23 protein-coding genes, 1 pseudogene and 1 riboswitch are annotated in these 24,405 nt (G+C 41.2%); of the genes and pseudogenes, 18 read left to right on the forward strand and 6 right to left on the reverse strand.

Features of this window, described 5'->3' with window-relative positions:
* The first annotated feature begins 622 nt into the window (after nt 1-622).
* The 5 genes and pseudogenes from ACTNBR_RS14110 (at nt 623) to ACTNBR_RS14130 (ending at nt 3,520) form a co-directional block, all read left to right on the forward strand.
* On the forward strand, nt 623-877 hold the full coding sequence (locus tag ACTNBR_RS14110) for a LacI family DNA-binding transcriptional regulator (protein WP_427806930.1): 255 nt from the start codon (nt 623-625) through the stop codon (nt 875-877).
* Nucleotides 878-892: 15 nt separating this feature from the next.
* Nucleotides 893-1,294: a hypothetical protein gene (locus ACTNBR_RS14115; protein WP_441018816.1), complete on the forward strand. Its 402-nt coding sequence runs from the start codon at nt 893-895 to the stop codon at nt 1,292-1,294.
* A pseudogene (locus ACTNBR_RS14120) lies at nt 1,273-1,659 on the forward strand (ABC transporter ATP-binding protein); the annotation flags it as partial. The gene ACTNBR_RS14115 and the pseudogene ACTNBR_RS14120, both read left to right, overlap by 22 nt.
* Nucleotides 1,652-2,497 (forward strand): ABC transporter permease, encoded by an 846-nt coding sequence (locus ACTNBR_RS14125; RefSeq protein ID WP_320813126.1) that lies wholly within the window; start codon nt 1,652-1,654, stop codon nt 2,495-2,497. The pseudogene ACTNBR_RS14120 and the gene ACTNBR_RS14125, both read left to right, overlap by 8 nt.
* A gap of 3 nt (nt 2,498-2,500) precedes the next feature.
* Entirely contained in the window at nt 2,501-3,520 is a 1,020-nt protein-coding gene (locus ACTNBR_RS14130) for a sensor histidine kinase (protein ID WP_441018817.1), read from the forward strand.
* Here ACTNBR_RS14130 and ACTNBR_RS14135 read toward each other — a convergent pair.
* Nucleotides 3,435-4,142, reverse strand: coding sequence for a LytTR family transcriptional regulator DNA-binding domain-containing protein (locus ACTNBR_RS14135; RefSeq protein ID WP_320813128.1), 708 nt, complete (start codon nt 4,140-4,142; stop codon nt 3,435-3,437). The two genes, ACTNBR_RS14130 and ACTNBR_RS14135, sit on opposite strands and share 86 nt — an antisense overlap.
* Nucleotides 4,143-4,372: 230 nt before the next feature.
* Between ACTNBR_RS14135 and ACTNBR_RS14140 the strand changes: the two genes are divergently transcribed.
* A complete protein-coding gene (locus ACTNBR_RS14140) occupies nt 4,373-5,125 on the forward strand; it encodes a hypothetical protein (RefSeq protein ID WP_441018819.1) in 753 nt (250 codons plus the stop codon).
* Here the strand turns inward: ACTNBR_RS14140 and ACTNBR_RS14145 are convergent.
* Nucleotides 5,118-5,531: a potassium channel family protein gene (locus ACTNBR_RS14145; RefSeq protein ID WP_320813130.1), complete on the reverse strand. Its 414-nt coding sequence runs from the start codon at nt 5,529-5,531 to the stop codon at nt 5,118-5,120. The genes ACTNBR_RS14140 and ACTNBR_RS14145 overlap by 8 nt on opposite strands.
* 136 nt (nt 5,532-5,667) lie before the next feature.
* On the opposite strand from ACTNBR_RS14145, the gene ACTNBR_RS14150 reads away from it, so the two are divergent.
* Genes ACTNBR_RS14150 through ACTNBR_RS14170 form a run of 5 tightly spaced genes read left to right on the forward strand, consistent with a single transcriptional unit; the run spans nt 5,668 to nt 12,716 of the window.
* Nucleotides 5,668-6,195, forward strand: coding sequence for an HdeD family acid-resistance protein (locus ACTNBR_RS14150; RefSeq protein WP_320813131.1), 528 nt, complete (start codon nt 5,668-5,670; stop codon nt 6,193-6,195).
* 19 nt (nt 6,196-6,214) lie between these two features.
* Nucleotides 6,215-11,275 carry an LPXTG cell wall anchor domain-containing protein gene (locus ACTNBR_RS14155; RefSeq protein WP_441018821.1) on the forward strand — a complete coding sequence of 1,687 codons (5,061 nt, stop codon included), beginning with the start codon at nt 6,215-6,217 and terminating at the stop codon, nt 11,273-11,275.
* Nucleotide 11,276: 1 nt separating this feature from the next.
* Nucleotides 11,277-11,753, forward strand: a complete 477-nt coding sequence (locus tag ACTNBR_RS14160; RefSeq protein WP_441042719.1) for a hypothetical protein — start codon at nt 11,277-11,279, stop codon at nt 11,751-11,753.
* An 11-nt stretch (nt 11,754-11,764) separates the two neighbouring features.
* On the forward strand, nt 11,765-12,376 hold the full coding sequence (locus tag ACTNBR_RS14165; protein ID WP_441018825.1) for a hypothetical protein: 612 nt from the start codon (nt 11,765-11,767) through the stop codon (nt 12,374-12,376).
* 28 nt (nt 12,377-12,404) lie between these two features.
* Nucleotides 12,405-12,716: a hypothetical protein gene (locus ACTNBR_RS14170; RefSeq protein ID WP_441018827.1), complete on the forward strand. Its 312-nt coding sequence runs from the start codon at nt 12,405-12,407 to the stop codon at nt 12,714-12,716.
* Nucleotides 12,717-12,747: 31 nt separating this feature from the next.
* Here the strand turns inward: ACTNBR_RS14170 and ACTNBR_RS14175 are convergent, their stop codons facing one another.
* The 3 genes from ACTNBR_RS14175 to ACTNBR_RS14185 are packed head-to-tail and all read right to left on the reverse strand — an operon-like array spanning nt 12,748 to nt 15,370.
* The gene (locus ACTNBR_RS14175) at nt 12,748-13,923 is read right to left on the reverse strand and encodes a M20 metallopeptidase family protein (protein WP_427806936.1); all 1,176 of its coding nucleotides are present in this window, start codon (nt 13,921-13,923) and stop codon (nt 12,748-12,750) included.
* A 28-nt stretch (nt 13,924-13,951) separates the two neighbouring features.
* Nucleotides 13,952-14,635 (reverse strand): hypothetical protein, encoded by a 684-nt coding sequence (locus ACTNBR_RS14180; RefSeq protein WP_427819932.1) that lies wholly within the window; start codon nt 14,633-14,635, stop codon nt 13,952-13,954.
* Between the two features lie 24 nt (nt 14,636-14,659).
* Nucleotides 14,660-15,370, reverse strand: coding sequence for a DUF5058 family protein (locus ACTNBR_RS14185; protein ID WP_441018828.1), 711 nt, complete (start codon nt 15,368-15,370; stop codon nt 14,660-14,662).
* Between the two features lie 267 nt (nt 15,371-15,637).
* Between ACTNBR_RS14185 and ACTNBR_RS14190 the strand changes: the two genes are divergently transcribed.
* Nucleotides 15,638-17,248 (forward strand): PucR family transcriptional regulator, encoded by a 1,611-nt coding sequence (locus ACTNBR_RS14190; RefSeq protein ID WP_441018829.1) that lies wholly within the window; start codon nt 15,638-15,640, stop codon nt 17,246-17,248.
* A gap of 63 nt (nt 17,249-17,311) precedes the next feature.
* On the opposite strand, the gene ACTNBR_RS14195 is transcribed toward ACTNBR_RS14190, so the two are convergent.
* On the reverse strand, nt 17,312-18,550 hold the full coding sequence (locus ACTNBR_RS14195) for a chloride channel protein (RefSeq protein ID WP_441018831.1): 1,239 nt from the start codon (nt 18,548-18,550) through the stop codon (nt 17,312-17,314).
* 143 nt (nt 18,551-18,693) lie between these two features.
* Nucleotides 18,694-18,789, forward strand: a riboswitch (purine riboswitch).
* Between the two features lie 45 nt (nt 18,790-18,834).
* On the opposite strand from ACTNBR_RS14195, the gene ACTNBR_RS14200 reads away from it, so the two are divergent.
* The 6 genes from ACTNBR_RS14200 to ACTNBR_RS14225 all read left to right on the forward strand — a co-directional run bounded on the left by ACTNBR_RS14200 (nt 18,835) and on the right by ACTNBR_RS14225 (nt 24,115).
* On the forward strand, nt 18,835-20,133 hold the full coding sequence (locus tag ACTNBR_RS14200) for an amidohydrolase family protein (protein ID WP_427806913.1): 1,299 nt from the start codon (nt 18,835-18,837) through the stop codon (nt 20,131-20,133).
* Between the two features lie 374 nt (nt 20,134-20,507).
* Nucleotides 20,508-21,065, forward strand: coding sequence for a CDP-alcohol phosphatidyltransferase family protein (locus tag ACTNBR_RS14205; RefSeq protein ID WP_441018833.1), 558 nt, complete (start codon nt 20,508-20,510; stop codon nt 21,063-21,065).
* Between the two features lie 54 nt (nt 21,066-21,119).
* On the forward strand, nt 21,120-21,518 hold the full coding sequence (locus ACTNBR_RS14210) for a hypothetical protein (protein ID WP_441018835.1): 399 nt from the start codon (nt 21,120-21,122) through the stop codon (nt 21,516-21,518).
* 48 nt (nt 21,519-21,566) lie between these two features.
* Nucleotides 21,567-22,127 (forward strand): hypothetical protein, encoded by a 561-nt coding sequence (locus tag ACTNBR_RS14215; protein ID WP_441018837.1) that lies wholly within the window; start codon nt 21,567-21,569, stop codon nt 22,125-22,127.
* Between the two features lie 33 nt (nt 22,128-22,160).
* The gene (locus tag ACTNBR_RS14220; RefSeq protein WP_441025513.1) at nt 22,161-22,397 is read left to right on the forward strand and encodes a DUF2871 family protein; all 237 of its coding nucleotides are present in this window, start codon (nt 22,161-22,163) and stop codon (nt 22,395-22,397) included.
* Between the two features lie 137 nt (nt 22,398-22,534).
* Nucleotides 22,535-24,115, forward strand: a complete 1,581-nt coding sequence (locus ACTNBR_RS14225) for a glucose-6-phosphate isomerase (RefSeq protein ID WP_441018839.1) — start codon at nt 22,535-22,537, stop codon at nt 24,113-24,115.
* The last annotated feature ends 290 nt before the right edge of the window (nt 24,116-24,405 follow it).

The raw sequence follows: 24,405 nt of genomic DNA on the forward strand, positions 1-24,405 counted from the left end.
CTATTCGGTACATGATACGATGATATCCATCACTCCCGGCTCTGTTTTTGAGGTAAATAAAAATCGTCAAAGCCAGTAAAATCAATAGATTTAGGCTTGACAGAATAGGAAGGAAGTATGTAGAAAAAAGAGCAGGAACAATTGCTTTTCGCGGGGAAATTAGGTTCCTGCTTTTTGCGTGTTTTACATGGATTTTTACTTGTTTTTCCGTTTGTTTTTGGGAGCATAATGAACAGAGCTTTTGTTTTCTACGGCACGCATACATTCATTGAAAAGTTTGTAGTATATAGGATAGGATAAACCAGATATCTGGGCAATCCAGTAAGGTGTTTTCCGTTGGAAGGATGTTTATAATTGGGATAAAAGAAAGACATGTGCTGTAGCACTGTAAAAATGCATTTTAGGAATTTGCTCTGCATAAGGAGCCGTCTGATTTATCAGGCGGCTCGGTGTCGTTAGGTGGAAAAATTGAATAATTATATTAAAATGCTTAGGGTGTCAAAAGGTACACCCATCTCATTAAAATGAGATTGGTAAAACGAAAACAATGTGGAAAGTAGAATCCATAGAAGATTAGCTGTAGAGAAATGCCGACAGCATATTTGAAATAGGTGGTATATTTATGATAACAATAAAAGATGTAGCGTTGGATGCAAATGTAGCTGTGGGGACTGTTTCTAAGGTAATTAATGGTCAGCACGTGAGTGAAAAGAATAAAAAGAAAGTAGAAGCTTCAATAAAAAAACTGGGATATCAGGTAAATTATTATGCAAGAGGACTTAAGACACAGCGAACATATACTGTTGCTGCGATAGTTCCGGAAATATTAAATCCATTCTTTGCATCCTGGGTGTATTATATAGAACAGGCACTTTAAAGGAAGGGATATAAAATGTTTTTATGTAATACACAGGGAAATAGTGAAAAAGAAGAGTATTATTTTAAAATAGCTTCGCAAAATAAAGTGGATGGAATTATATGTGTATCTTATCGAGATAAAGAGTCCTATATATCCGAGGACATTCCTATTATTTCATTAGATCGTCATTTTGAGAAAAAGATAAGCTGTATATGTTCTGATAATTATCATGGCGGAGAAATTGCGGCACAGAAAATGATTTCCACAGGAAGTCGTAATCTGATTTACATTCGTAGTGGTTCAACTATTCCAGGAGAGACAATGAAGCGCGGACTTGGGTTTAGTGATTATTGCAAGTCGAAAGGTGTAAGCTGTGAGATGTTGGATTTGGGAGATGAAGATGAGCTCTTTGACTTCAGAAGGAACGAAATATGACGATCTGCATTTCCAGTCATATTCTGGAGGAATTGTCCAAGATCGCAACAGACTATGGAATCATTCACAATGGAAGCCTGCTGCAGGAGATTACACAGGAAGAACTGATGAAAAGGTGCAGTGAACGGATGGAACTGACATTAGATCATCCCGAACAGGCGATTCCTGTGCTGGATTCTATGGGATTTACCAACTATCAGGTGACAGATAAGGAACATATCCATATTTTTGAGCGTTTGAATGAAAGTGCGGCAGTGAATATGGAACTTGCAAAGGCGGGGATTCCGGTAAAAGGAATTACCATTACCAATGAAGAACTGGAGACCTATTTCCTCAATCTGACGGGAGGTGCTGACCATGCTTAATTTGATAAAAATGGATTTATACCGGATGTTTCGAACGAAAAGCCTGTATGTGATCTGCATCGTGTTGGCTGCGGCATTATTGTTTACAACTATTTTGTGCAAGACGGATTATGAAATTTTGAATGAGGCGGATGCGGTACAGCAGGAACAGGTTGCGGAGCTGACTACAGAAAATATTAATGTGGGAATGATGGTAACACTTCCTACGGAGCCGGGAGAAAAGGTGACAGTATTTGACATCTTTTTTGGAAATTCACAGGGGAAATTTTATGCCCTGTTTTTGGTGATTTTTGCAGTTCTGTTTTCGACAGCGGACATCAGCAGCGGATATATCAAAAACATCGGCGGTCAGGTTCAAAGCAGAGGGGCGCTGGTCATTTCCAGAGCGATCGCCTTGGCTGTCTTTACAATCATGACATTGGCAGGGGTGTTCGTATTTCAGGCAGTGGCAAACGGCATTATTTTTGGATATCTGGAATGGGGAGATGCAAGGGCGATTCTGCTCTATTTCGCGACGGAGATGGTTCTCCATTATGCGCTGGTGCTGATTTGTATGACCATTGCAGTTACTTTGAAGAACAATGTGATCAGCATGGTCATTGCAGTTTGCCTTACTATGAATGTCATGACGATTGTGTATGGGCTGGTAAACAATGCGATTCAAAAAATGGGAATTCAGAATTTTCAGATTTATGAGTATACGATAACTGGGAAATTATCACTGCTACCCATGAACCCAGGTGGTAAGGAATGTCTGGCGGCATTCGGTGTGGCGCTGGCTTTTATTGTTGCGACGATAGTGGCAGGAAGTGTTGTGTTCCAGAAGAGGGATATTTGACAAATGTATATCGTGATTGGAATTTTAATCGGAATTATTGTGATACAATGGATTGTTTTATGGAAATATCAGCGGCAGGTGAAAGACATCTGCCGCCAATTGACATTTTTGATGAAACATGACAGCAATATGCTGATCAACCGGGAATTTGATATGGGAGGAATCGGGATCCTTTCCGACAGGCTGAATGAACTTCTGGAACTCCGGAGAAAGGAAAAGCGGCACTATCAGGAGAAGGAAGCTTTGATTGCAGATACTTACACGAATTTGTCCCATGATATCCGGACACCGCTTACTTCTCTGGACGGTTATATTCAGCTTATGGAAGAGTGCGAAGATTTGGAGGAACAGCAACGTTATCTAAGCATTATCCATGAAAGAATTCACAGCCTGAATGAAATGCTGGAGGAACTTTTCACGTTTACGAAGCTGAAAAATGAATCTTATAATCTGGAACTTACCTCATGTTGTATCAACCGAATTCTGAAAGAAACCGTTTTTTCGTATTATGATGACTGGTTAAGGAAGGGAATTCAGCCAGATATTCAGATTACAGAAGAACCAATCTATATTCAGGGGAATCAACAGGGGCTTCATCGCGTGATTCAGAATGTGATCAAAAATGGGTTGGATCATGGAGAAAAGAAGATTCGTATTGTATTGGAGCGTGAGCAGAATCAGGCAGTGCTTCGGATTGGGAATCAGGTTACATGTCCGGAACAGATTAATATTGATCATGTGTTTGAACGATTTTACAAAGCAGATGCAGCGAGAAGTAAGACATCTACCGGCCTGGGGCTTTCAATTGCAAAGGAATTGGTAGAAAGAATGAATGGGGAGATTAGAGCAAAGATTGAGGATAAGGAATTTATTGTCGAAATAGTTTTAGGGGACGTTCCTTTTGACCCCAGCATCGTGGCGAAAGGAACGTCCCCTATTATACAGGAATCAAAACACAGGCGCAATATCCCGGACAAGGCTGATAGCAATGGATGGTCAGAGTCTGTCCAATCTCGGGACTAAAGTCGCGGATTACGCGTTTGGTTCCGTTAAGGGCGACATCGGCGTAAGTTACCAGCCATTTTTTATCTCCATTTTTGAAGACTTCGTAGAAAGATCGGTTGATCATCTCGGAGACTGGGACACCTTCTACGGTGGCCATTTCGTTATTGCAGTATCGGAAAATGAAGTCTACACCGTGCCCGCATGCATCAAAGACCAATTCAATGATACAAAAAGCCAATGGCATTTCGTCCAGCAGGCTGCATTTCTCAAGCAGATCAAGAGGAAGATGATGGTCTGCATCATCCTGCAGTGTATTGGGCAAATTCAAAGATTGCCGGATTTGTTTATGCTGGCTTACATTTCGCTTCCGTCCCTGAAAGATACTTCCATCCGCCATAGTATACAAACCATCATCTGAGATGTGAACAATCTGATCTTTTCTCAGAGTGATACCTTTGGAAACATTCAGAAAATCATCTGCGGGTAAATGTGATGCAATTTCTTTCATGGGAATTGTGGTTGTAAGGCTTTCTCCGTTCAGGAGAGTAATGATTGTATGAGGATTCTGGCGTGTGAGATACATGATGTCAGAAGCCTTTATTTTTTTGCGCTCAAAATAGCGCGGCACATTATAATTCATAAGTTTACCACCCTTTACATCATAATATATATTACTACAGATGAATCTAAAATACAATGAGGGAATTAAAACGCATAATAACATTGGAATAATGTGACGATAAATCTGATAATGCGTATATATGATTTAAAACAATGACTTAAAAACAATTTAAATACAACGAAATGTTGCTCATTAATTCGATTTATGGTAATATGAAAACAATCATTCAGAGCGAAAGGAGGAGAGAAATGAGAGTTACAAAGCATAAAACAAAGATACAAGTGTTATTAACGGTTTTGGTGGTGCTCTCGGTTGTCCGTCAGTTTTTCTTAGGAAATTACCATAACATGTTTTTGGGAATGCTGACTTTGTTGCTTTTTATGGTGCCTCAGTTTGTAGATAAAAAGCTGGGTGTTACCATACCGATCGGATTGGAAACGGTGATTTTGATTTTTATATTTTCGGCAGAGATATTGGGTGAAATCAATGCTTTTTATGTAAAAATACCGATTTGGGATACGATTTTACATACAACCAACGGATTTTTGATGGCGGCTATTGGTTTTGCATTAATTGATCTCTTTAACCGAAGTGATAAATTCTCAATCAAAATGTCTCCGTATTTTGTGGCGTTTTTTGCGTTTTGTTTTTCGATGACGGTTGGCGTTTTATGGGAGTTTTTTGAATTCAGCATGGACTGGTTTTTTGCGATGGATATGCAGAAAGACTGGATTGTTCCGGCGATCAATTCTGTGAAACTGAATCCGACGGGGGCGAATGTTCCGATTCATGTGGACATTCAGTCCGTTGTAATCAATGGAGAGACATGGAATCTGGGAGGATACCTGGACATTGGAATTGTAGATACCATGAAGGATCTGATGGTTAATTTCGTAGGAGCGGTGGTATTCTCTGCTATCGGCATTTTATATCTGAAGCGTCGTGGAGAAGGGAAACTTGCAGCTTCCCTGATTCCACAGGTAAGAGATGATCTTACCTAAGCTGTTTGATCTTTTGTGAGATGGTTTCCAGTTCTTCTTTGGAAAGATCCGGAAGGTGTTCCAGCTTATCCATGAATATGGTCAGGGTTTCCCGGTCATGCATTTCTACCAGTTGGCTGTAGAAGTTGACTACAACACCGGTAACGATTGCAACCACAAAAATGGAGTAGACGGTGAGAAGGACGGAACATATTTTCCCAAGGAAGGTGACGGCAACCACATCTCCGAATCCTGCAGTAGAGATCACAGCGTAGCAATACCAGAGTGCATCGCCATATCGGGTGATGTCCGGCTCTGCGAGCTGTATGATTCCGGCTGCTGCGAATAGAAAGAGAAAGAAACCGGAGAGGATTCGATCTGCTTTGGTTCTCTTGAGAATTAACCATAATACTTTGATTTTTTTCATAATGGACAGCCTCCTATGAATTTAGGTGTGTGAATTAATTGAAGTATAGTACATTTCTGTCCGTACAGCAACAAAATGTCGCAATTGATGCGGAAAATGAAAAAACAAAAGGCAGAATAAGAAAGGAGCTTGAAAGATGAAGGAAAAAAAGACAATTCACGTGATTACATGGATTACCGGTATTTTAACGGTGCTCTTAGGAGTCTATGCAATTGTAAGACCTATGCGGACATTTCTGACGATAGGATGGATTCTGGGAGCGCTTTTGCTGGTAAATGGTATTGAACTTGTGATTCTTGCTCTAGCAAAAGAGAAGAAAGAAATTGGCGCATGTATCCTTGGTGTTGTGGAAGGTCTGGCAGGTATTATTTTATTGTTCAGCGGACTCCAGAGATTTCTTACAGATATCATGGCAGCGTATCTGGTAGGCGCGAGTATATTGATTTATGGAATTTTCCAGATTGCAGGAGGCGTAAAGTGCTTGAAAGTTTCCAAGGGAAAGGGGATACTGGCAATCGTCTGTGGCGTGTTATCTGTTATTGTAAGTATTATGGCTTTTAACCACCCGGTACTGACTATGGTCTCTGTTGGATATATGATCGCATTTTCGGTTTTGATGCAGGGAATCAATATGATCGTGCTTGCTGTAAATCTGGGAAAGTAGTAACGAGGAGGAAGCGGTTATGAAAAAAAGATTTCTGAAAAAAATGACGGCGGCTTTGCTGAGCCTGAGCCTTGCGTTTTCAGCGATGCCTCTCTCAGCAATTGCCGAAGAAGCGGAAGATACCGCGAGTGCGCCGGCGGTCAAGGAAAATGTATTTGCGAAGACGGGAACCACTTTTGGTATTAATAAACTTTACTCTACCGGACTTTCTCTTTGCGGTACGGTGCTTGTTAAAGTGGCCAACGCAACCGGAGATGAAGATTTTAAGAAGGTAGCTTCGATGCTGAATACGTGGGTTTTCGGAGGAAGCAGTACCGGACAGACACTGGCTGAGATTCAGGCACTTTGCAACGAGATCCTGAATGAGGTAAAGGTCATAGACCAGCATCTTACGGATTATAATGCGGAAATAGAACAGACGCTTGCGAATTCTGATTATACAGCGGCAAAGAATGCACTCAATCAGCAGTGGCACCAGGATGTTGAAATATATGAATCTTTATATAATGTCGATAGTGCATTAGAAGCTTATATGGCGTATATGGAAAAAGCAAAGGCCTATAATGATGGTACGATAGCGATTGAAGAGGTGAATAAGAGTAAAGAAGACCTGTATCAAGCTTTCAGTGAGGTTTATCAAGCGAAAGCATATGCCTTTGGAGACGAAGAAGAAGAGGAGATTCGCGAAATCATATTCGGGGATCGTACGATTGACGGAGTATTCAAATCAGTTATTAGGAAGATGACCGATGCTCTTGGAAATGAGAAGAATTACGCGGATGCCGCGGCACAATTTGCATACAAGGCTTACGGATTTTCGGATGATCAGTATAATTACATTATTACAAGCATTGACAAACAATTTATGGAAATTATTAAGCTGGAATTGATGTATGAAGAGTTCCTGTCACAGCGTGGAGATTATTTTGAAGAGAAATACGATGATGATGATGAGATCTGGAACAATTACGCGAATTGGGCTAAGGATCTAAATACTCTGAATGATGATGTTGCCAAAGCTATGAATTCCATGTTGGACAGGGAGGTTGTAGTCAGTGAATCCGCAGCCGGATCGATTCGTCTTAAGCTGGAGGAGTTTGTTAAATCCGGAGATTTCGCAACGGTTAATCTGGAGAACGAAGATTACATAAGTGAATTTACTTCTGATGACTATAAAGCTGAGCAGACTATAATCGATGCTTATAATCTGGAAAATGGTAATGCCTCTGGAGTGCTTGATGATGTTTCATCATCTTCCAATGTAACCGGTTCATACATGAAATTTAACAGGATAGCGGTTCCCGTTCAAAAAACAGAAGCAAATCCGTCAGGAATGGATATTTACTATGTTTTTGATCTTTCACAAAACGGCAATTCATCATGGACTTCAGGTGACCCTGTTCCGGAGAATCTGCGATTGATTAATATGGATCATAAAGAAGATTATGCTGCGTCAAAGGATGTCCATGTGCCGAGCTGCGATTTCTTTAATTTAACAAGAGGAAGCTACAGTGACGGTCTGCAGAACTTCAGTTGTGTAGTGATGAATTCGGATTGTCACAGTTTATTTGCGACACCGGTATTCAGCGCTTTGGGCAGCATACCGGCAAACTATTTGCAGGAATATCTGTTACAGGCAGACGATGCGAAAACATATTTTGTTTTCCCGCAGTATGATATGAGTCTTGGCGGCGCATTTGGCACAGACTATCCGATTTTCTATCTGGCAGATACGAAAAGTCAGCACCCCGGAACGGATCTTGAGATTACGCAATTGAATGCAAGTGATATTCAGCCGGATAGGGAAAATGGATTATACGATACAACGGCATATTCGGTCATCCTGAAGCAGGACAGAGAAAGTGACGGTGATGGATACTACAAAACAAAAATCGATACCGCTGTAGCAGGGTCGGGAATTGCAGAAATCGCATTGCTGTCAGAAGATGGAACTACTACAAGTGAAGCGGTTACGGTTTCTGCCGGGCAGGAAGTAACATTAAAATTTAAAATAGGAGAACGTACGACATTTGAATCCCTTACACTGCAAAGACATAATGATTACGATAATCCGACGAAAGTAACCTCTGAGGAAACCATCCTGAAAAAAGAGCAGATCAACAATCTGATTCCGGATGCAGACGGATATATTACGTATACATATCCGGCTCCTTACTCCAACGCAACGTTTGTGCTGAATACATGCGAAGGCTTTAAAGTGTATACGGAGGGCACAAATCAGATATTTGATGATGCAATCACGCTAGATTCTTACAGCAATGTTTTTAAAGAAGGAGAGACCGTTGTTTTTTATGTAAGGGACAACGTGAAGAGTGTTGGCTATTATGAGGGTGACACATATAAGGAAATCCAGTTAAAAACAAATTATGAAGGCGACAGAAAGGGAAGCTTTGTAATGCCGGGACATGATATCACATTATACTATGAAGCAGTATGTGTGGATCATCCTTATGACAACGGATTCTGTATGACCTGTGGTGAGTATCAGCCGGCAGTTTATAACAAATCAACGGGCAATTATGAGATAGGAAATGGTGGCCAGATGTTCTGGTTTGCTTCTCTGGTAAATGGAGATGCGGAACATGCAATTATTGAGGAAGCCAGACCGGATGCACATGGTGTTCTTGTATCCGATATTTCGCTTAAAAATCCGGCAGATGAGAAATACGAATGGAAAGCAATCGTAGAATTCAGAGGATACTTTGACGGACAGGGACATACCATTTCTGATTATAGAATGACTAAGGCGGATTCGGATACCGGATTTTTCCAGAGCCTTGTCACGGCACCGGAACTGAGTGAGGAATCAGAAAAAGCGACGCTGAAGAATTTTACCTTGAAAGGAAATCTAACTACAACGGGCAGTACAAGCAGTGCTGTAGGCGGTGTTGTGGGAACAACTTCCGGCGGTGTGATCAAGAGAGTAAATTCTCATGTTAATATCATATCCGGAATGCTGTATGGCGCAGGTGGGATTGCAGGACAGATCAATGCACAGACATCGATACAGGAGTGTACATATTCCGGACGTATTGTTCTGAATATGGACTTTTATGGTGCAGGTGGAATCGTTGGTGTTGTATATCAGGATGATTCCTATCCGGGCTGCACAATCATTAAAAACTGTGCGAACTATGGGGAAATTGACTATTATACGGCCGAAAACGTGGGTGGATCCGGATGTTCAGGCGGCATTGCCGGTCTGATTAATATGAGCGGAAAAGACATCATTCTGTCGGATTGTTATAACTATGGACAGGTTTCTACACAGAGAATGGATTATTATGGTACAATCTCCGGAACCATTCATGCGAAGAAAGATGGAATTGAGAACTGCTATTATCTTGACACAATAGGAAGCAAGCCGTTTTTGGGAGATTCGGATATTGTAAATGACAATACACTTGCACTGGCGAAGACGGCAGGCGAGTTTAAGAGCGGTGAGGAAGCATATCTTCTGAACCGGGAAGTGACTGATGGAACACAGGTATGGTATCAGAATATTGATAATGGAAAAACACCGGATGATTACCCGGTACTTGACAATACGCATGGTACTGTATACCGTTTGAGCGACGGAACCTATTCAAACTATGATACCGAGCCTGAGAAAGAAACATATGAGATCTACACGTTTGAAGATTTCAAGAAGATTCCGGAAATTGTCAAGAAGAATAACAGAGCTGATTTCAAATTGATGAATACCATTTTCGGAAATGGTGAAACATTAACAGAATTGATCGGATCAGCGGAATTGCCATACAATGGTACATTTGATGGACAAGGATATTACGTCTATCGGTTTGATATGAAGCCGACTGATGGGGACGCAGCACTTTTTGACACCATTGGTTCCATGGGAACCGTCAAGAACCTCGGTATCTTTTACCAGACTGTTGAAGGAGAGAAGGCAGCAGGAATTGCCCTTACTAATTATGGATTGATCGATGAATGTATCAGCGGATCAAATCTTTCCGGAAGTTTTGTAGACAAATTATCAGGAGAAACCCTTCCGTTATCCGAAACAACAACCTTTGTAAAAGGTAAGTCCATGGCGGGCGGTGTTGTTGTTGAAAATAAAGGAGTGATACGAAATACCGCAAACTATGCAGAGGCTACGGCAGCTTCTTCGGACGGAATTGCCGGTGGAATTGCTGTAATCAATAGTGGAACCATAGAAAACTGTCTGAGTATGGGAAAACTGAAAACGGGTGAAAACGGAATCGCAGGCGGAATTACCGGAACACTGACAGGAAACGGAATCATTCATATAGCATACTGTGCTTCTGCATCAATAGAAGCTAAGACCGTTGGGGCTGTCTGTGGGCAAAATGAAACGGCGTCTGCCCGAAGTGGCGAAGGAGCAATCTCAGATACGTTCTACCTGAATACATTATTCGGAGGGGAAGAACAGGGAACAGCAAAGGCAAAAGAAGAGATGAGATCGGATGCTTTCAAGGATGAACTGAATACTCTGACGGAAGGAAAAGAGGGACTTTGCAGATGGACAAGGTCAGATTCAAAGAATTCTGCTTATCCGAAGATTTTATCTTCTCTGGTAGTGGAAACAGAATTAATCAATGCATCGAAAGGACTTACGGTAAAAGGCCTTATGCACAAAGATACCAAGCTTCAGCTGACGGAACTGGATAAGAAAAATGAAATTTACAAGGCTTTCCAGAAGTATGTGGAGAATTCAGACAGACAGATCCTCTATTGTGGAGAACCGGCGTTGGTATACGAAGACGGACAGCCGGCTGCCTATGAAGAAACACTGAAGCTGAAACTGGATCTGTCAAAATACCGCGGAAAAGATTATAAAGTCCTTGTTTACCGAAACGATAAAGTAGAAGAACTGGCAATCAATCAGCAGATGATTGCTTCCAAAGAAGTAGAAGAACTTGCTCCTTTTGCCGTATTGGCGAAAAAGAGCATCTTGTCTCAGGTGGTAAAAACAGGAGATACCAGTAATCTGCTCCTTTGGTTAGGAATTTTTATCCTGGCAGGTTCTGCATCGGCAGGTATCCTTTACTGGAGAAGAAAGAAAGCAAGTAAATAAAATGAAAAGAAAAACTAAAACAATCATAATCATTATCTTTATTGCGGCTGGCAAATCAGCCCCAGGAATCTTCTGGTTTATGATGAATCATAAGAAAGAAGAAGCAAAACATACATCTGCCCAGGTCGTTGCATGGGATGTGGATATCGAACCGGAAAAACCCGCTGAGGGAAAACAGATTATGATACCGGGATATACAAGTATGGTCATGAAAGCGAATACGAAAGAGCAGACCGTAAGTATCGGCAATCCGGCAGATAATACATGTAATTTTATAATCGTACTGAAGCTTGCAGACGGAACGAAACTCTTTGAGTCTCAGGAGTTAAAACCAGGAGAAGGTCTGGAGGAAATTTCCATCGAACAGGAACTTGAAACAGGAGAGTATCAGGCGGTTATAGAATATAAATGCTACGCCATCGAGGACAACAGTCCGTTAAATGGCGGAAGCACAGAGTTTCAATTGTATGTGAAGTAGGAGGAATTCAGATGAAAAAAGCAGTAATGAAAAAAATGATGGCAGGGTTATGTACAGCAGCAATGCTGGTATCTTGCACAATGGGCGTTCTGGCAGCAGATATTGAGCTTGATCCGTCAGAAGAGACCAGGCAAAGGGGAGATACGGAAGTACACGCCAATGTTACGGATAATGATAATAAACCTGACTATCTTATTACCATTCCGCAAAGTGTTGACTTTGGAACGCTGCAACAGCCTACAACAGATGCAGATGCCTATTCTTCTGTAGATATTACAGTCAAATGTATAAAAGCTGAAGGCTTAGCAGCTGGTCAGGGCATTGCTGTTCTGGTGAAAGATGAAACTGCAGAATCAATGAATGATCCATTTAAACTGCTGGGAGAAAATTCAGATTGTTCCCTCACATATGAGATGTATGACCAAAATTCGAACGTTCAGGATGGAACGTGGTATCAGAATGGATTTCTGTTTATAACATTCACCGATGCAGTTCAGGAGCACACGAATCAGTTGAGATTAAACTGCAACCAGTTATATGGCAAAGATCTGGATGTTTGGGGTGGCGCATATTCCGGAACTTTGAACTTCTATACAAGAATTGTAAACGTGAATGCACAGTAGAAAAGAACATATCTCTACAAAGAGAAATTTGATACGAAGAGTTATGGTCCTGGCTCTTCTTAGCTGTATCTGCTTCCTGGGTTTTCCCAAGACAGCTCTGGCTGAGGAGGCGAAAGATGCGGACTATGCCGGGAGCACAAAAGTCAAAGCCTATGTGATAGCAGCTTCGGAAGATGTTCCGGAGAATGATGCAAAAGATGAGGATCAGCCACCGGATGGCAGTGAAACAAAGGTGGAAACAGGAGATCAGAGTCAGGCAGTATTCTGGATCATGATATTGCTACTGTCAGGAACCGGACTCCTGTGTGAGGTCAGGAGAAGTTTAGAAAAAAAAGAATAGAGTGAACAAAAGGGGGCACGGCCCCCTTTGTTTATTTCAAAAACTCTTCTACTATTGAAACAAATGCAGCAGATCCAAGATATAAAACATCTTCGTCTATATTAAATAACGGATTATGGTGTGCGACATCCGTATGTTTTTCTTTATTAGAAGAACTTAAAAAGAAAAATGCCCCCGGAACTTCATTTAAAAAGTAAGCAAAATCTTCACCGCCCATGTTTGGAGCAGGTACTTGTGTAATCACATTTTCAGAGCCGGCTACTTTCGTAATCGCATCGATCGCGAGGTGGGCCATAGCATCGTTGTTGATGACCGGAGGCGCACCCCAATCCATTTCAAATTCAATGGTTCCGCCAAAGGTAGAGGCGACACCATTTGCAATTTCTTCAATTCTCTGAGCTAATTTACGTCTTATAGGTTCCTCAAGAGCACGTATGGTACCCTCAATCATAACTGTGTCCGGAATCGCATTGTATGCATTACCACCATGGATTGAACCTATTGTGAGAACAGCCGGTTTGGTGGCGGAAATTTCTCTTGCAATTACTTCTTGAAGAGAAATGACAATATGTGAAGCGATATTAATAGGATCAATACCTTTTTCGGGAGTAGAGCCATGACACCCATGTCCCTCTACTTTGATAACGAATCGATCAAATGAAGCCATACAACAGCCTGGGGTGAGGATGAATTTGCCGGCAGGGATGTCTTTGTTGAGAATTGTTCCGATATGCTGCCCGAATACAGCATCGACACCTGCCATAGCGCCGTCAGCTATCATGATCTGTGCCCCTTTGGACAATTCTTCAGCGGTCTGAAACAGAAGACGCACAGTACCCTTTAATTCATTTTTATGTTGACTTAATACTTTTGCAGCGCCAAGAAGCATAGTCATATGTGTATCATGTCCGCAGGCATGCATACACCCTTCATTTTTAGAAACGTAATCTACAGCATTCAGCTCCTTGATCGGGAGCGCATCCATATCAGCTCGAAGCGCAATCGTTTTGCCGGGAGTTCCCCCTACGATATCAGCAATAATGCTGCTATCTGTTTTTGAACATTTATAAGGGATCCCAAGCTTTTCTAATTCATTTAGTATGTATTCCTGGGTCCTTGGAAGAATCTTGCCAAGTTCCGGAATCTGATGAAGGTCTCTTCTCATTTTTACAAGGTCATTTTGAAGTTCTTTACATTCTTCCCACATGCTCATTTTAACATCTCCTATTATTCTTTTATGCATTCTTTGATGCAGTGCTTTTGTTTTCTTTTACATATAAAAATCTACCAAATCCGAGGCTGCCGAATACAGATACGATGATAAGCATCCATGTCGGTGGAGCAATTGTGAATTTTAAAAGTAATGGAAGTCCAATGCCAAATACAGCTATTTTAGGGTATTTGGCTGCATATGTTCCAAATGTTCCTCCGAAGATAGCGGCGGCAGCATATTTGGTAAGGGCTGCTGTAATAAATTCAGGAAGGACAGAAACAACAGCTGAACCAACTAATACAGCACTGGTTGTGGCAATCAGGTTTGTTACGATGGAACCGCAGATTGCCATAGTAGATGCAACTTCAGCCTGAAGGGTTCCGGGTTTACTTCCTGTTGTTTCCAGAGCCATTGTGGCGCAGGGAACACGCATGTTTCCTATGTTTCCTGAAAGGAAACTTAGATATGTACCAGTCAGACCCAGTGAAGCATAATAGGAAACCGGCTCCACTATATAGAAAGCGCCGAAAGACAGTGCAACCATTCCCCATGCGGAAAAAACCAGTTTTGGATCCGGCCAGCAATTATATTTCGTGCACAGCCAGATAACCGGGATGAATGAAGTAATGGCTGCTAAAAGATTAGTAGGGCTTCCGATTCGAATACTATTTCTTTTCCATTCTTTTAAAAGTTGATTATTGTCCATCTTCTATTACCTCCTGTAATCTCACTATAAACCGACAGCCAAATCAAAAATAATTGCACAGGCCATTCCGATTATCATGGTAATACCTAAAGTATATTCACGCAGTTTTGGGAATTTTGGTACTACAAATTTTGAAAGGAACATCATACTGAAAATTCCGCCTAGTACGGCAGCTGTATTTCCAAATCCTTTGGAAATTTCATTTACATTTAAATAACCGAAGATACCAAGAGAACAGGCACCACTTAGAATAATCAGCCATTTTCCGTCACCGCCGCTTATTTTGTTTCGGACTTTTTCGAGAGCAGGTGTGATCACGCCTGTAGATACGAGCCATCCGGCACCATTTAATGTCATTGTAAACCAACTGACAGCCATTACAGTTAACGTAAATCCTGCGCCGCCAAGCTCCACACCGCAAGCTTCCGCACCGAGCGTTGCTGCTGTTAGTTCAGTGGGAGCTGCGCCGATGATGGAGAGCCTAAGCCATGCAAGTGGACCTCCGATCGAAGACATTAAACCGACCATAACAATGAAAACACCAAGAGCCGGTCCGATAGCGGATATTAATCCGACACGAAAAGCGGTTTTGGGAATTTCGTTAGAAATATTTGCTTTTACCGCAGTTTTTTTTGCCATGCGCACATATAAAAGTGCCTGAACAAAAGAAATGATTACCGTAACACCACACAACAGCCAAAGAACGCCTGAATTTGAAATTTTTACATAATCCATAATCTCACTCCTTATTATCTTTTGATTGTATCTGTGTTAACACTTGTTATGTAAAGAAGTATAGCATTCTGAAAATAGGAAAAATATGTGTTTGAAGTACAAAAAAAGAAATAAAAAACAGAATTGAAATAACAAAAATTGTGTTTGACATACAAAATAATATATGCTTATTTATACATAAGATACAAAGACGTTTTTGTAATAAAATATTATACTATCAATGTTAGATACCAGAAAACCTTAGACTTCAGAAGAAAGGAGAATAGGATGACAGTATATGAGTTGCTGCAGGTTCCCTCATTGAAGAATAATTTGAAAGTGATTGCAGGAGAATCAGGATTAGACAGAAAAATATCATCAGTTACTGTTATAGATACTCCGGACGGATTGAACTGGCTTCGGGGAAATGAAGTTGTGATCACTACAGCATATGCGGTAAGTGATAAAGAGGAAACATTTATTGAATTTACAAAGGAAGTAATTCATAAGGGAATCAGTGCATTAGTTGTGAAATTAGATCGTTATCTGAAAGAAATTCCGGAGGAAGCAATAGGACTGGCTAATAAGGAACATTTTCCGCTTATATCGTGTCCGGGAGAATTTGCCTTTTGTGATATTATCAACCCGGTACTTTCTAATATTATATCTGTGCAGGCGTCAGAATTGGAGGAATCCAGCCATATTCATAAAAGTTTTATAGAATTGGCAATTAAAGGAAGCAGTATACCTGAGATTCTATATACATTGAGTGATTTGATTAAATCTCCTGTGCTATTTATAGATAAGGTGTTTGAAAAAAACTATTTTTCCGATGAAAATGAAAAGTATGAAGATTATTGTGAGAATATTTCGGATTATACAGATGAATATGAATATTTTGTTGTGGAAGATAAAAAAAGACAATATGGGTATCTTGTAGATCTCACAGAAAGAAATAAAATGGCAGGGAAAAATGATTGGGAAATAAATATCTATAAAACTGCTATCGAATATGCAAGCATTGTTATCATTCTGAGGATGCAGATGAGAATCAGCAATACAATGATTGAAGAAAAATACAAAACTTCGTTTGTGGAGGATCTTTTTTTCAATAATGTTAAAACGATAGAAGAAATTCGGACAAGAGCTCAGCTGTATGGATGGGATTTTAAAGAAGGAGGTTTTGTGGTTCTTGTAGACATCAATAATATCAAAAAGAATTATTTGACGAAATTGGATCCGGAGGAGAATTCAAAATTACAGAATTATACAGACTGTATATTTCGTGCGTCCATTCAATATATGCAGCAGTTTTTTCCTAATTCAAAATATTATAAGCAGAGTGATACGGTTGCATTTTTAATTTCTGATGATTATACTCCGTCTGTTAAAGGAAAATTGAAAGAAGCATTTCATCAGATACAGAAGTATCTTTCAAATGTGGTGCCGTTCACGATTACAATGGCGGTCGGGGAATATGTTGACAGAATCATTAATATTCACAAAAGCTATGAGCAAGCGAAGCGGGTAGTGGAATTAGGCTATCAAATGGAAAAATTTGATTGCATCATGTTTTATGATGAAATGGGGATTTACAGGTTGCTTTTTTCGATTTCTGATCAGAGTGAAACGGTTGTGTTCTGCAAGAAATATATGGAGCCCCTGGAATTGTATGATACAAAAAACCATGCGGATTTGCTGAAAACTCTCGACATGATTATAGAATGTGGATGGAATATCAAAGAAGCATCACAGAAATTGTTTATTCATTACAATTCCGCAAAGTATAGATTTCAGAAAATTTGCGAAATACTGGATATGGATTTGAAAGATGTTACTTTACATACAGAGGTTGAACTGGCTATGAAGCTTTATCAGATGAGAAGAAATACTCTTTAGCAGAGATTGCAGCTGTATGTGTGTTGATGCGGGGTGCCAATCAAGCGAGCACCCCGTTAGAAGCTATAATTTATTTTTTGTCACCTGGCCTGCCAGAACAGCGGCAAGGAATATCCATAATCCCATCTTGACGGGAAAGCAAAGAAACAGAAGGCATGTAACTGCCAGAGGCTTTCTCATGGATACGCTTAGAGTGGCTGCCGTGGTTATTGCAGCTGCAAAGGTTGCGTGGGCAGCACTTAGTGGAAATACAAAAAGGGAGATCCCGTATCCCAGGCAGACAGCCGAGAAAATCACCGGAAAGAAATGCCCTCCTTTGAGGCCCATCTGGATGCACATATTTGTTATCAATATTTTCAAAAAAGCAATTCCAATCATTGCTAAAGGTGCATATTTGGCGTAATCGTTCATAAGCACTGCCATCTGACTTTCTCCGGAAAATTGAATAACCGGAAGATAAGCAACTACGCATCCAAGAACCAGTCCGGCCAGAAGCTCACTTAAGATCGGAGGAGTTTTTTCGGCAAGTTTTTCGAACCACATTTCTGATTTCTCGAAGAAAAGGCCAAGCAATATTCCGCAAATCAGATATACGAGCAGCATTGCTATGTCCCATTTGTCGGGCTGGGCATTTTCAAAACTAGGAAAACCTTCGGAAACTTTGCCGAAAAGCTGGTTGAGTAAGGTCAGAATCCCAAGCGAAGAGGCAATGGAAACCCCATAAACCAGAAGCTTTGAATTAGAGTCTATATTTTCTTTCTCTTCCGTCTGGGAGACATCCTCATTTTCTACAGCGGAGAAGAAGCCGAAAAGTGGGGAATAAAAGAGGGCAGACAGTGAAACCGCCACGCTGACTTTGGAGTAAAAATCCGTATTGTCTTTCGCAAATTTAACATTTTCATTTACCCAGCATCCCAGAGCTACCATTACACCTACCATTCCGGCTTCCGGACCAACACTGCTTCCGAAAATAAGCGGAAGAGCTGCGGCAATCAGAAGGATTATAATTTTGCGATAAGGATAGGTGCCGGTTTTCTTTACTGTACCGATGACAGTTACCATCGATTGCGGATAGTCACCGAAGCATTTCCGAAATATGCCGATGATGGCACCGCCCACAGTACAGGCTACAATAGGATACCAGATAGGGCTTCCCACAGCAGATGGAAGTTTGCTCCATAAAAACTCCGTTCCGAAGTGAACTAATCTCAGAAAGAGCCATAGAACTGCACCTGAGACTGAACCAAGGATGGCGCAAAACAGAATCAGTTTTAATTTGTTTGTAATCTTTGTTTTTTCCATATGTATACCGCCGTTAATATAATTAGTGTTGTGTGTATATTATATAATAAATTGGGCGGTTTGTCGACTTAGGGGACGTTTCTTTTGCCCCCAGCATCGTGGTAAAAGAAACGTCCCCTATTGAAATGATAAAGAAAAAATGGTAAAATAAAAACAAAAAAACTTATATATGTTCAAGATTGGTTGAACGTTTCTACAAACTACCATAATAGTTGACTATAAGTTCCCGCTGCTTTTATATCAAAGCAGTGGGAATTTCTACGTTCAGAGAGAGGAGAAATAAAATGGGAACCGATTTTATTCTTAAAGGGAATATTTGCTACAGCCGGAAGAGTGATAATATTGAAGTGGCAGAAAATCAATATGTAATTTGTGTGGAAGGTAGAAGCGAAGGTGTATTCAAAGAAATCCCGGATGCATATGAGAATCTGCCGGTTATTGACTATGGAGATCACATCATTATTCCAGGGCTGACGGATCTGCATATCCATGCACCCCAGTATTCATTCCGTGGCCTTGGAATGGACTTGGAACTTTTGGATTGGCTGGAAACAAATACGTTCCCGGAAGAAGCCAAATTTAAGGACTTAGAATATGCAGATAAAGCTTACAGAATTTTTACCGATAATCTTAAAAAGAGTGCAACGACAAGGGCGTGTGTGTTTGCGACGGTTCATCGTGATGCAACGATGCTTTTGATGGATCGGTTGGAAGAAAGTGGATTAGTAACTATGGTGGGTAAAGTAAATATGGATAGGAATGCACCGGATTATCTGAGTGAGGAGTCTTACAGGGTATCGGCGGAAGAAACTGTAAAATGGCTGATGCAAGTGGAGAACCGGAAATATCAAAATACACTTCCGATTCTTACGCCACGCTTTACTCCAAGCTGTACAGATGAGCTTATGAATGAATTGAATAAGATACAAAAGCTTTATAGGCTTCCAGTACAGTCTCATCTTTCGGAAAATCCAAGTGAAGGAGAATGGGTGAAAGAATTATGTCCCTGGGCAGAAGTATATGCAGATGCATATGCCAGATTCGATTTGTTTGGTGGAGAATGTCCTACAATAATGGCGCATTGTGTTTATAGTAATGAGAAAGAAATAAAAATGATAAAAGAGCGGGGCGTTTTTGTCGCTCATTGTCCGGAATCTAACGCAAATCTGGCATCGGGAGCAGCACCTGTGCGTCGTTTCCTGGAGGAAGGAATTCATGTTGGGCTGGGGAGTGACGTGGCTGCCGGTTCATCAGAAAATATTTTTTATGCCATGACACAGGCAATTCAGGTCTCCAAGCTCAGATGGAGAATGCTGGATTCTTCCTTAAAACCACTCACAATTGATGAAGTATTCTATATGGCCACAAAAGGAGGCGGAGCATTCTTTGGAAGAGTAGGAAGTTTTGAACCGGGATATGAATTTGATGCGGTTGTCCTGGATGACAGCCGCCTGGAGCATCCGCAGAAACTAGATGTGGGAAAAAGGCTGGAACGGCTGATTTATTTAGCGGATGACAGAGAAATTAAGGAAAAATATATAAGAGGGAAAAGTGTTTCTTGCCAAAAAATGTGGAGGTCTTAGTAGTTTTAAAATACTTCGTGAAACAACCCTGACCTGGACTTTCCTTCATATTTACTTTTTTCGCCTAAATGCTATAATATAAGTGAAACTCATTAGCTCATAACATGAACATATTTCTAAACACACAAAACATCTATAATGTTTTTAACAACATTATAGATACAAAATTAGAGTGACCAGGGAACCCGTCCCCCTAGTACACCGAATAATAAGTAACTGACACCTTGACTTGTCTGATTTTTCATCTGCAGCGTTGTCGTCAATCGACGTAGCCACCGCTACGCCTCATTCTTCCGCCTTGCATATGAAACAATCATCCTGCGTCAATGTATCAGAAACTTATTTTTCGGTGTACTAGTCACTAGGAGGATACGATGATGAAAGAAAGGAAAAAAGAACTATTTTCAATACCAAATATGCTCGGATATTTTCGTATACTGATGCTGCCGGTGTTTTTGATATGCTATTACCGGGCTAAAACAAGGGAAGAATTTACTATAACGTTTGTGATTCTGGGACTGATCTTTTTGTCAGATGCTCTGGATGGCTTTATCGCGAGAAGATTTAACATGATTACAAATTTTGGAAAAATTTTGGATCCAGTGGCGGACAAATTGGTTCAGGGAACACTTGCCCTTGCGGTTGCGCTCAGACATCCATGGATGAAAGTGTTTTTTATTGTGTTTTTGGTCAAAGAAATCTATATGGCGGTCATGGGGATTTATTTGCTGAAGGTGAAAAAAACGTTAAATGGTGCACCGTGGTACGGAAAAGTGTGTACTGCAGTGGTGGACGTTTGCATTCTGGTTCTCCTGTTTATACCGAATATTCCGGATGCGGTAGGCAATGCGATGATTGTTCTGATGATCGGGCTGGAAGTATTTGCAATCATGATGTACTTGAAATTTCATTCGCAGTTACTTTGTAAGTAAATTTGTTGTGAATCGAGCCCGCGTTTATAGACATGGAAGCAAAATAGCGGCATTATGAACATTGTTCATGTTGGAGGTAAGTGGAATGAATACGAGCATCACATCGAAGGAAGCGATTTTTCGTTTTCCGGATATGTTAGATATTTGTTTGAATGCGTACAGAAGGGAGTCGGGGAATACCCGGATTATTTTGCCACCCATTCAATCAGCCTTGCGAATTCGGAAAAAGGGAAAGCAAAACGCACTATGCAGCGTTATTTCACGCATATGAAAGCGGGACTTTTGAATGTACTGCACGCGGATCAGGCAGTTGCCAAAGGCGCATTTTCGGAGTCATTTACTGAGGAGACGTTTGTTGGATTTGTGCTCGACAATATATTGCTTCTTCTTATACAAGGAAACGGAAACTGTGACACACTTGTTGAGATCATAAGCAGAGTTCTTTACCGGTAACATAATTCCCGCCAGATGGCGGGATTCTTTATGGAACAAAAATGAACGATGTTCAGGAGGAGGAGATTTAGGCAGGCTATTTTTGAAACACTATTTGACATTGTGTATCTGGTATCGGTGGTCACGATTGGTATCATGATGATACGCGGCAGTAAAGGGCGCAGGCAGTATACCCTTTTTGGAATGATGGCGGTCATTCTGGGGTGTGGCGATGCGTTTCACCTCGTACCGAGAGCGATTGCACTTTGCACGACGGGGCTGGAAAATTATACGACAGCGCTCGGCAGAATTGTGTTGTGTCTCATGCCGCAAAATGAATGGACCAGTGCCGAGGCACCACTGTCCTGGGGGATTTACCGGAATATTCCGTTTACCATTCTTGGTATATTAATTGTGATTTTGTTCTGTCAAAGTGCAGAGAAGACGAAGGATGAAGCGTTCCGGTTTTTGTATCTTGCTGTGATCTTTAGTTTCGCTTGTTATATTCCGGTTGTGCTGTTTGCGGATACAGTGCCGCCTGTAGGGATGCTGATGATTCCGAAGACATGCGCCTATGTCTGGGTTGTTCTGATTGGTTACAAAGCGATGAAAGGAAGCGAGAATTATTGAAAAAATATTTGAATTTTTCACTGGGATACGCGATTGCTGCTATGGCAGGAGCTGCAGAAAGTGAAAAGTTTCCGGGTATTTATGTGGATTTATAATATCGGAGTTCCGCTCACAGCGGTAATGATGTTGGTGCGCGGTGTGACACAGGTACTCGGTTTGTCACTTTCATCTGCGCTTAGCGCCTCCATTTCAGGGATTGCTGGAATTGGGCATATTTTGACCGGAGTGGGAATTGTTTTATTATTGATTTCGTTAAAGAAGACAGTATAAGGGGGAATAATATATGCATCTTGTACCTGTTAAGAAACTTGCGGCCCGCAGTCTTGAATTCAGAGCCTATTAATAGTATAATTATAAGAGTTCATGAGAATTTATAAGTCAATATCTTTATTAAGGAGGAAACTATTATGGTTACCTGGAAGAACTTAGATACCCTTGCTTCCTATCAGGAATTGGAAAATGTGGATCGTGTGAATCTGGCGGAAGTGATGAGCGGTGAAAATGGTGCAGAACGTGTAAGAAATTATAGTGTACCGATGGCTGCAGGGCTTACTTATAATTATGCGGCGAAGCAGGTAGATGATGATGTATTAAACGCTCTTGCCAAACTGGCCAAGGAGGCACAGCTTACGGAGAAATTCAAAGCTCTTTATAATGGTGAAGTGATCAATACAGGGGAAAAACGTCTTGTGCTTCATCAGTTGACACGCGGACAGTTGGGTGATCCGGTAGTGGCAGACGGCGTTGACAAACGTGCATTTTATGTAGAGCAGCAGGATAAGATTGCTGATTTTGCAAATAAAGTACATGCGGGAGAGATTACGAACGCAGCAGGAGAAAAATTTACAACGGTTGTACAGATTGGTATCGGCGGAAGTGACCTTGGTCCGCGTGCGATGTACCTGGCACTTGAGAACTGGGCAAAGAAGAACGGCAAGTTCAAGATGGAAGCGAAATTCATCAGCAACGTAGACCCGGACGACGCGGCAGCAGTTCTGAATTCTATTGATGTTGCACATTCTATTTTCGTACTGGTTTCTAAGTCAGGTACAACTCTTGAAACTCTGACAAATGAATCCTTTGTGAAGGATGCTCTGAAAAATGCAGGACTGGATGCTTCAAAGCATATGATTGCTGTTACCAGTGAAACATCTCCGCTTGCAAAGAGTGATGATTACCTCGCAGCATTCTTTATGGATGACTATATCGGCGGACGTTTTTCTTCTACATCCGCAGTTGGCGGCGCTGTATTATCTTTGGCATTTGGACCGGAAGTATTTGCAGAGTTCCTGGAAGGCGCGGCAGAAGAAGACAAGCTTTCTATGAATGAAGATGTATTGAAGAATCCGGAAATGCTGGATGCACTTATTGGTGTTTATGAGCGTAATGTTCTTGGATATCCGGCAACAACTGTCCTTCCATACTCTCAGGCACTGAGCCGTTTCCCGGCACATCTGCAGCAGCTTGATATGGAATCCAACGGTAAATCCGTAAACCGTTTTGGAGAACCTGTAAACTATCCGACCGGTCCGGTGATCTTCGGCGAACCGGGAACGAACGGACAGCATTCTTTCTATCAGCTCCTTCATCAGGGAACTGATATTGTACCGCTTCAGTTCGTGGGATTTAAGAACAGCCAGATCGGTACAGATGTTGTGATCCAGGACAGCACAAGCCAGCAGAAGCTCTGCGCTAACGTAGTGGCTCAGATCGTTGCATTTGCATGTGGAAAAGCAGATGAGAACCGTAATAAGAACTTTGAAGGCGGCCGTCCGTCAAGCATTATCATCGGTGAGCAGCTTGACCCGAAGGCGTTGGGCGCACTTCTGGCACACTTTGAAAATAAGATCATGTTCCAGGGATTCGTATGGAATGTGAACAGCTTCGACCAGGAAGGCGTACAGCTTGGTAAAGTGCTGGCGAAGAGAGTTCTGGCACATGATACAGATGGTGCATTGAAGGAATATAGTGATCTGCTGAATATTTAAGCATATTTTACAAAGACTTATACATAGAAGGGGGCTTTCTTAATGAAGGCTCCCTTTTGGTATTTTGCTCATTCTGATGGGAATTATGAATAGATAAAATCTATAAATAATTGGTATATAGATTTTATCTATTTGATATACGGTAAATATATTGATAGTATATATAAAAGAGATAGTCTAGGTAGTGTAAAGTAGCCTATGAAAAAATGGAGCTGAAAAAAAAGGCTCCATGGGAACCTTGAAAATTGCAGATATGTTAGTTTTCGGCAGCGTACGCCACCCTTGACGGC

This window comes from Bariatricus sp. HCP28S3_F11 (genome assembly GCF_052065395.1).
Lineage (GTDB): Bacteria > Bacillota > Clostridia > Lachnospirales > Lachnospiraceae > Allocoprococcus.

What these genes read in the sequence shown, in the direction of transcription:
- ACTNBR_RS14115 (WP_441018816.1), top strand. Translation starts at nt 893, where the DNA reads ATGTTTTTATGTAATACACAGGGAAATAGTGAAAAAGAAGAGTATTAT.
- ACTNBR_RS14110 (WP_427806930.1), top strand. Translation starts at nt 623, where the DNA reads ATGATAACAATAAAAGATGTAGCGTTGGATGCAAATGTAGCTGTGGGG.
- ACTNBR_RS14125 (WP_320813126.1), top strand. Translation starts at nt 1,652, where the DNA reads ATGCTTAATTTGATAAAAATGGATTTATACCGGATGTTTCGAACGAAA.
- ACTNBR_RS14140 (WP_441018819.1), top strand. Translation starts at nt 4,373, where the DNA reads ATGAGAGTTACAAAGCATAAAACAAAGATACAAGTGTTATTAACGGTT.
- ACTNBR_RS14130 (WP_441018817.1), top strand. Translation starts at nt 2,501, where the DNA reads ATGTATATCGTGATTGGAATTTTAATCGGAATTATTGTGATACAATGG.
- ACTNBR_RS14195 (WP_441018831.1), bottom strand. Translation starts at nt 18,550, where the DNA reads ATGGAAAAAACAAAGATTACAAACAAATTAAAACTGATTCTGTTTTGC.
- ACTNBR_RS14155 (WP_441018821.1), top strand. Translation starts at nt 6,215, where the DNA reads ATGAAAAAAAGATTTCTGAAAAAAATGACGGCGGCTTTGCTGAGCCTG.
- ACTNBR_RS14180 (WP_427819932.1), bottom strand. Translation starts at nt 14,635, where the DNA reads ATGGACAATAATCAACTTTTAAAAGAATGGAAAAGAAATAGTATTCGA.
- ACTNBR_RS14135 (WP_320813128.1), bottom strand. Translation starts at nt 4,142, where the DNA reads ATGAATTATAATGTGCCGCGCTATTTTGAGCGCAAAAAAATAAAGGCT.
- ACTNBR_RS14160 (WP_441042719.1), top strand. Translation starts at nt 11,277, where the DNA reads ATGAAAAGAAAAACTAAAACAATCATAATCATTATCTTTATTGCGGCT.
- ACTNBR_RS14205 (WP_441018833.1), top strand. Translation starts at nt 20,508, where the DNA reads ATGATGAAAGAAAGGAAAAAAGAACTATTTTCAATACCAAATATGCTC.
- ACTNBR_RS14200 (WP_427806913.1), top strand. Translation starts at nt 18,835, where the DNA reads ATGGGAACCGATTTTATTCTTAAAGGGAATATTTGCTACAGCCGGAAG.
- ACTNBR_RS14150 (WP_320813131.1), top strand. Translation starts at nt 5,668, where the DNA reads ATGAAGGAAAAAAAGACAATTCACGTGATTACATGGATTACCGGTATT.
- ACTNBR_RS14225 (WP_441018839.1), top strand. Translation starts at nt 22,535, where the DNA reads ATGGTTACCTGGAAGAACTTAGATACCCTTGCTTCCTATCAGGAATTG.
- ACTNBR_RS14185 (WP_441018828.1), bottom strand. Translation starts at nt 15,370, where the DNA reads ATGGATTATGTAAAAATTTCAAATTCAGGCGTTCTTTGGCTGTTGTGT.
- ACTNBR_RS14145 (WP_320813130.1), bottom strand. Translation starts at nt 5,531, where the DNA reads ATGAAAAAAATCAAAGTATTATGGTTAATTCTCAAGAGAACCAAAGCA.
- ACTNBR_RS14165 (WP_441018825.1), top strand. Translation starts at nt 11,765, where the DNA reads ATGAAAAAAGCAGTAATGAAAAAAATGATGGCAGGGTTATGTACAGCA.
- ACTNBR_RS14175 (WP_427806936.1), bottom strand. Translation starts at nt 13,923, where the DNA reads ATGTGGGAAGAATGTAAAGAACTTCAAAATGACCTTGTAAAAATGAGA.
- ACTNBR_RS14210 (WP_441018835.1), top strand. Translation starts at nt 21,120, where the DNA reads ATGAACATTGTTCATGTTGGAGGTAAGTGGAATGAATACGAGCATCAC.
- ACTNBR_RS14215 (WP_441018837.1), top strand. Translation starts at nt 21,567, where the DNA reads ATGTTCAGGAGGAGGAGATTTAGGCAGGCTATTTTTGAAACACTATTT.
- ACTNBR_RS14190 (WP_441018829.1), top strand. Translation starts at nt 15,638, where the DNA reads ATGACAGTATATGAGTTGCTGCAGGTTCCCTCATTGAAGAATAATTTG.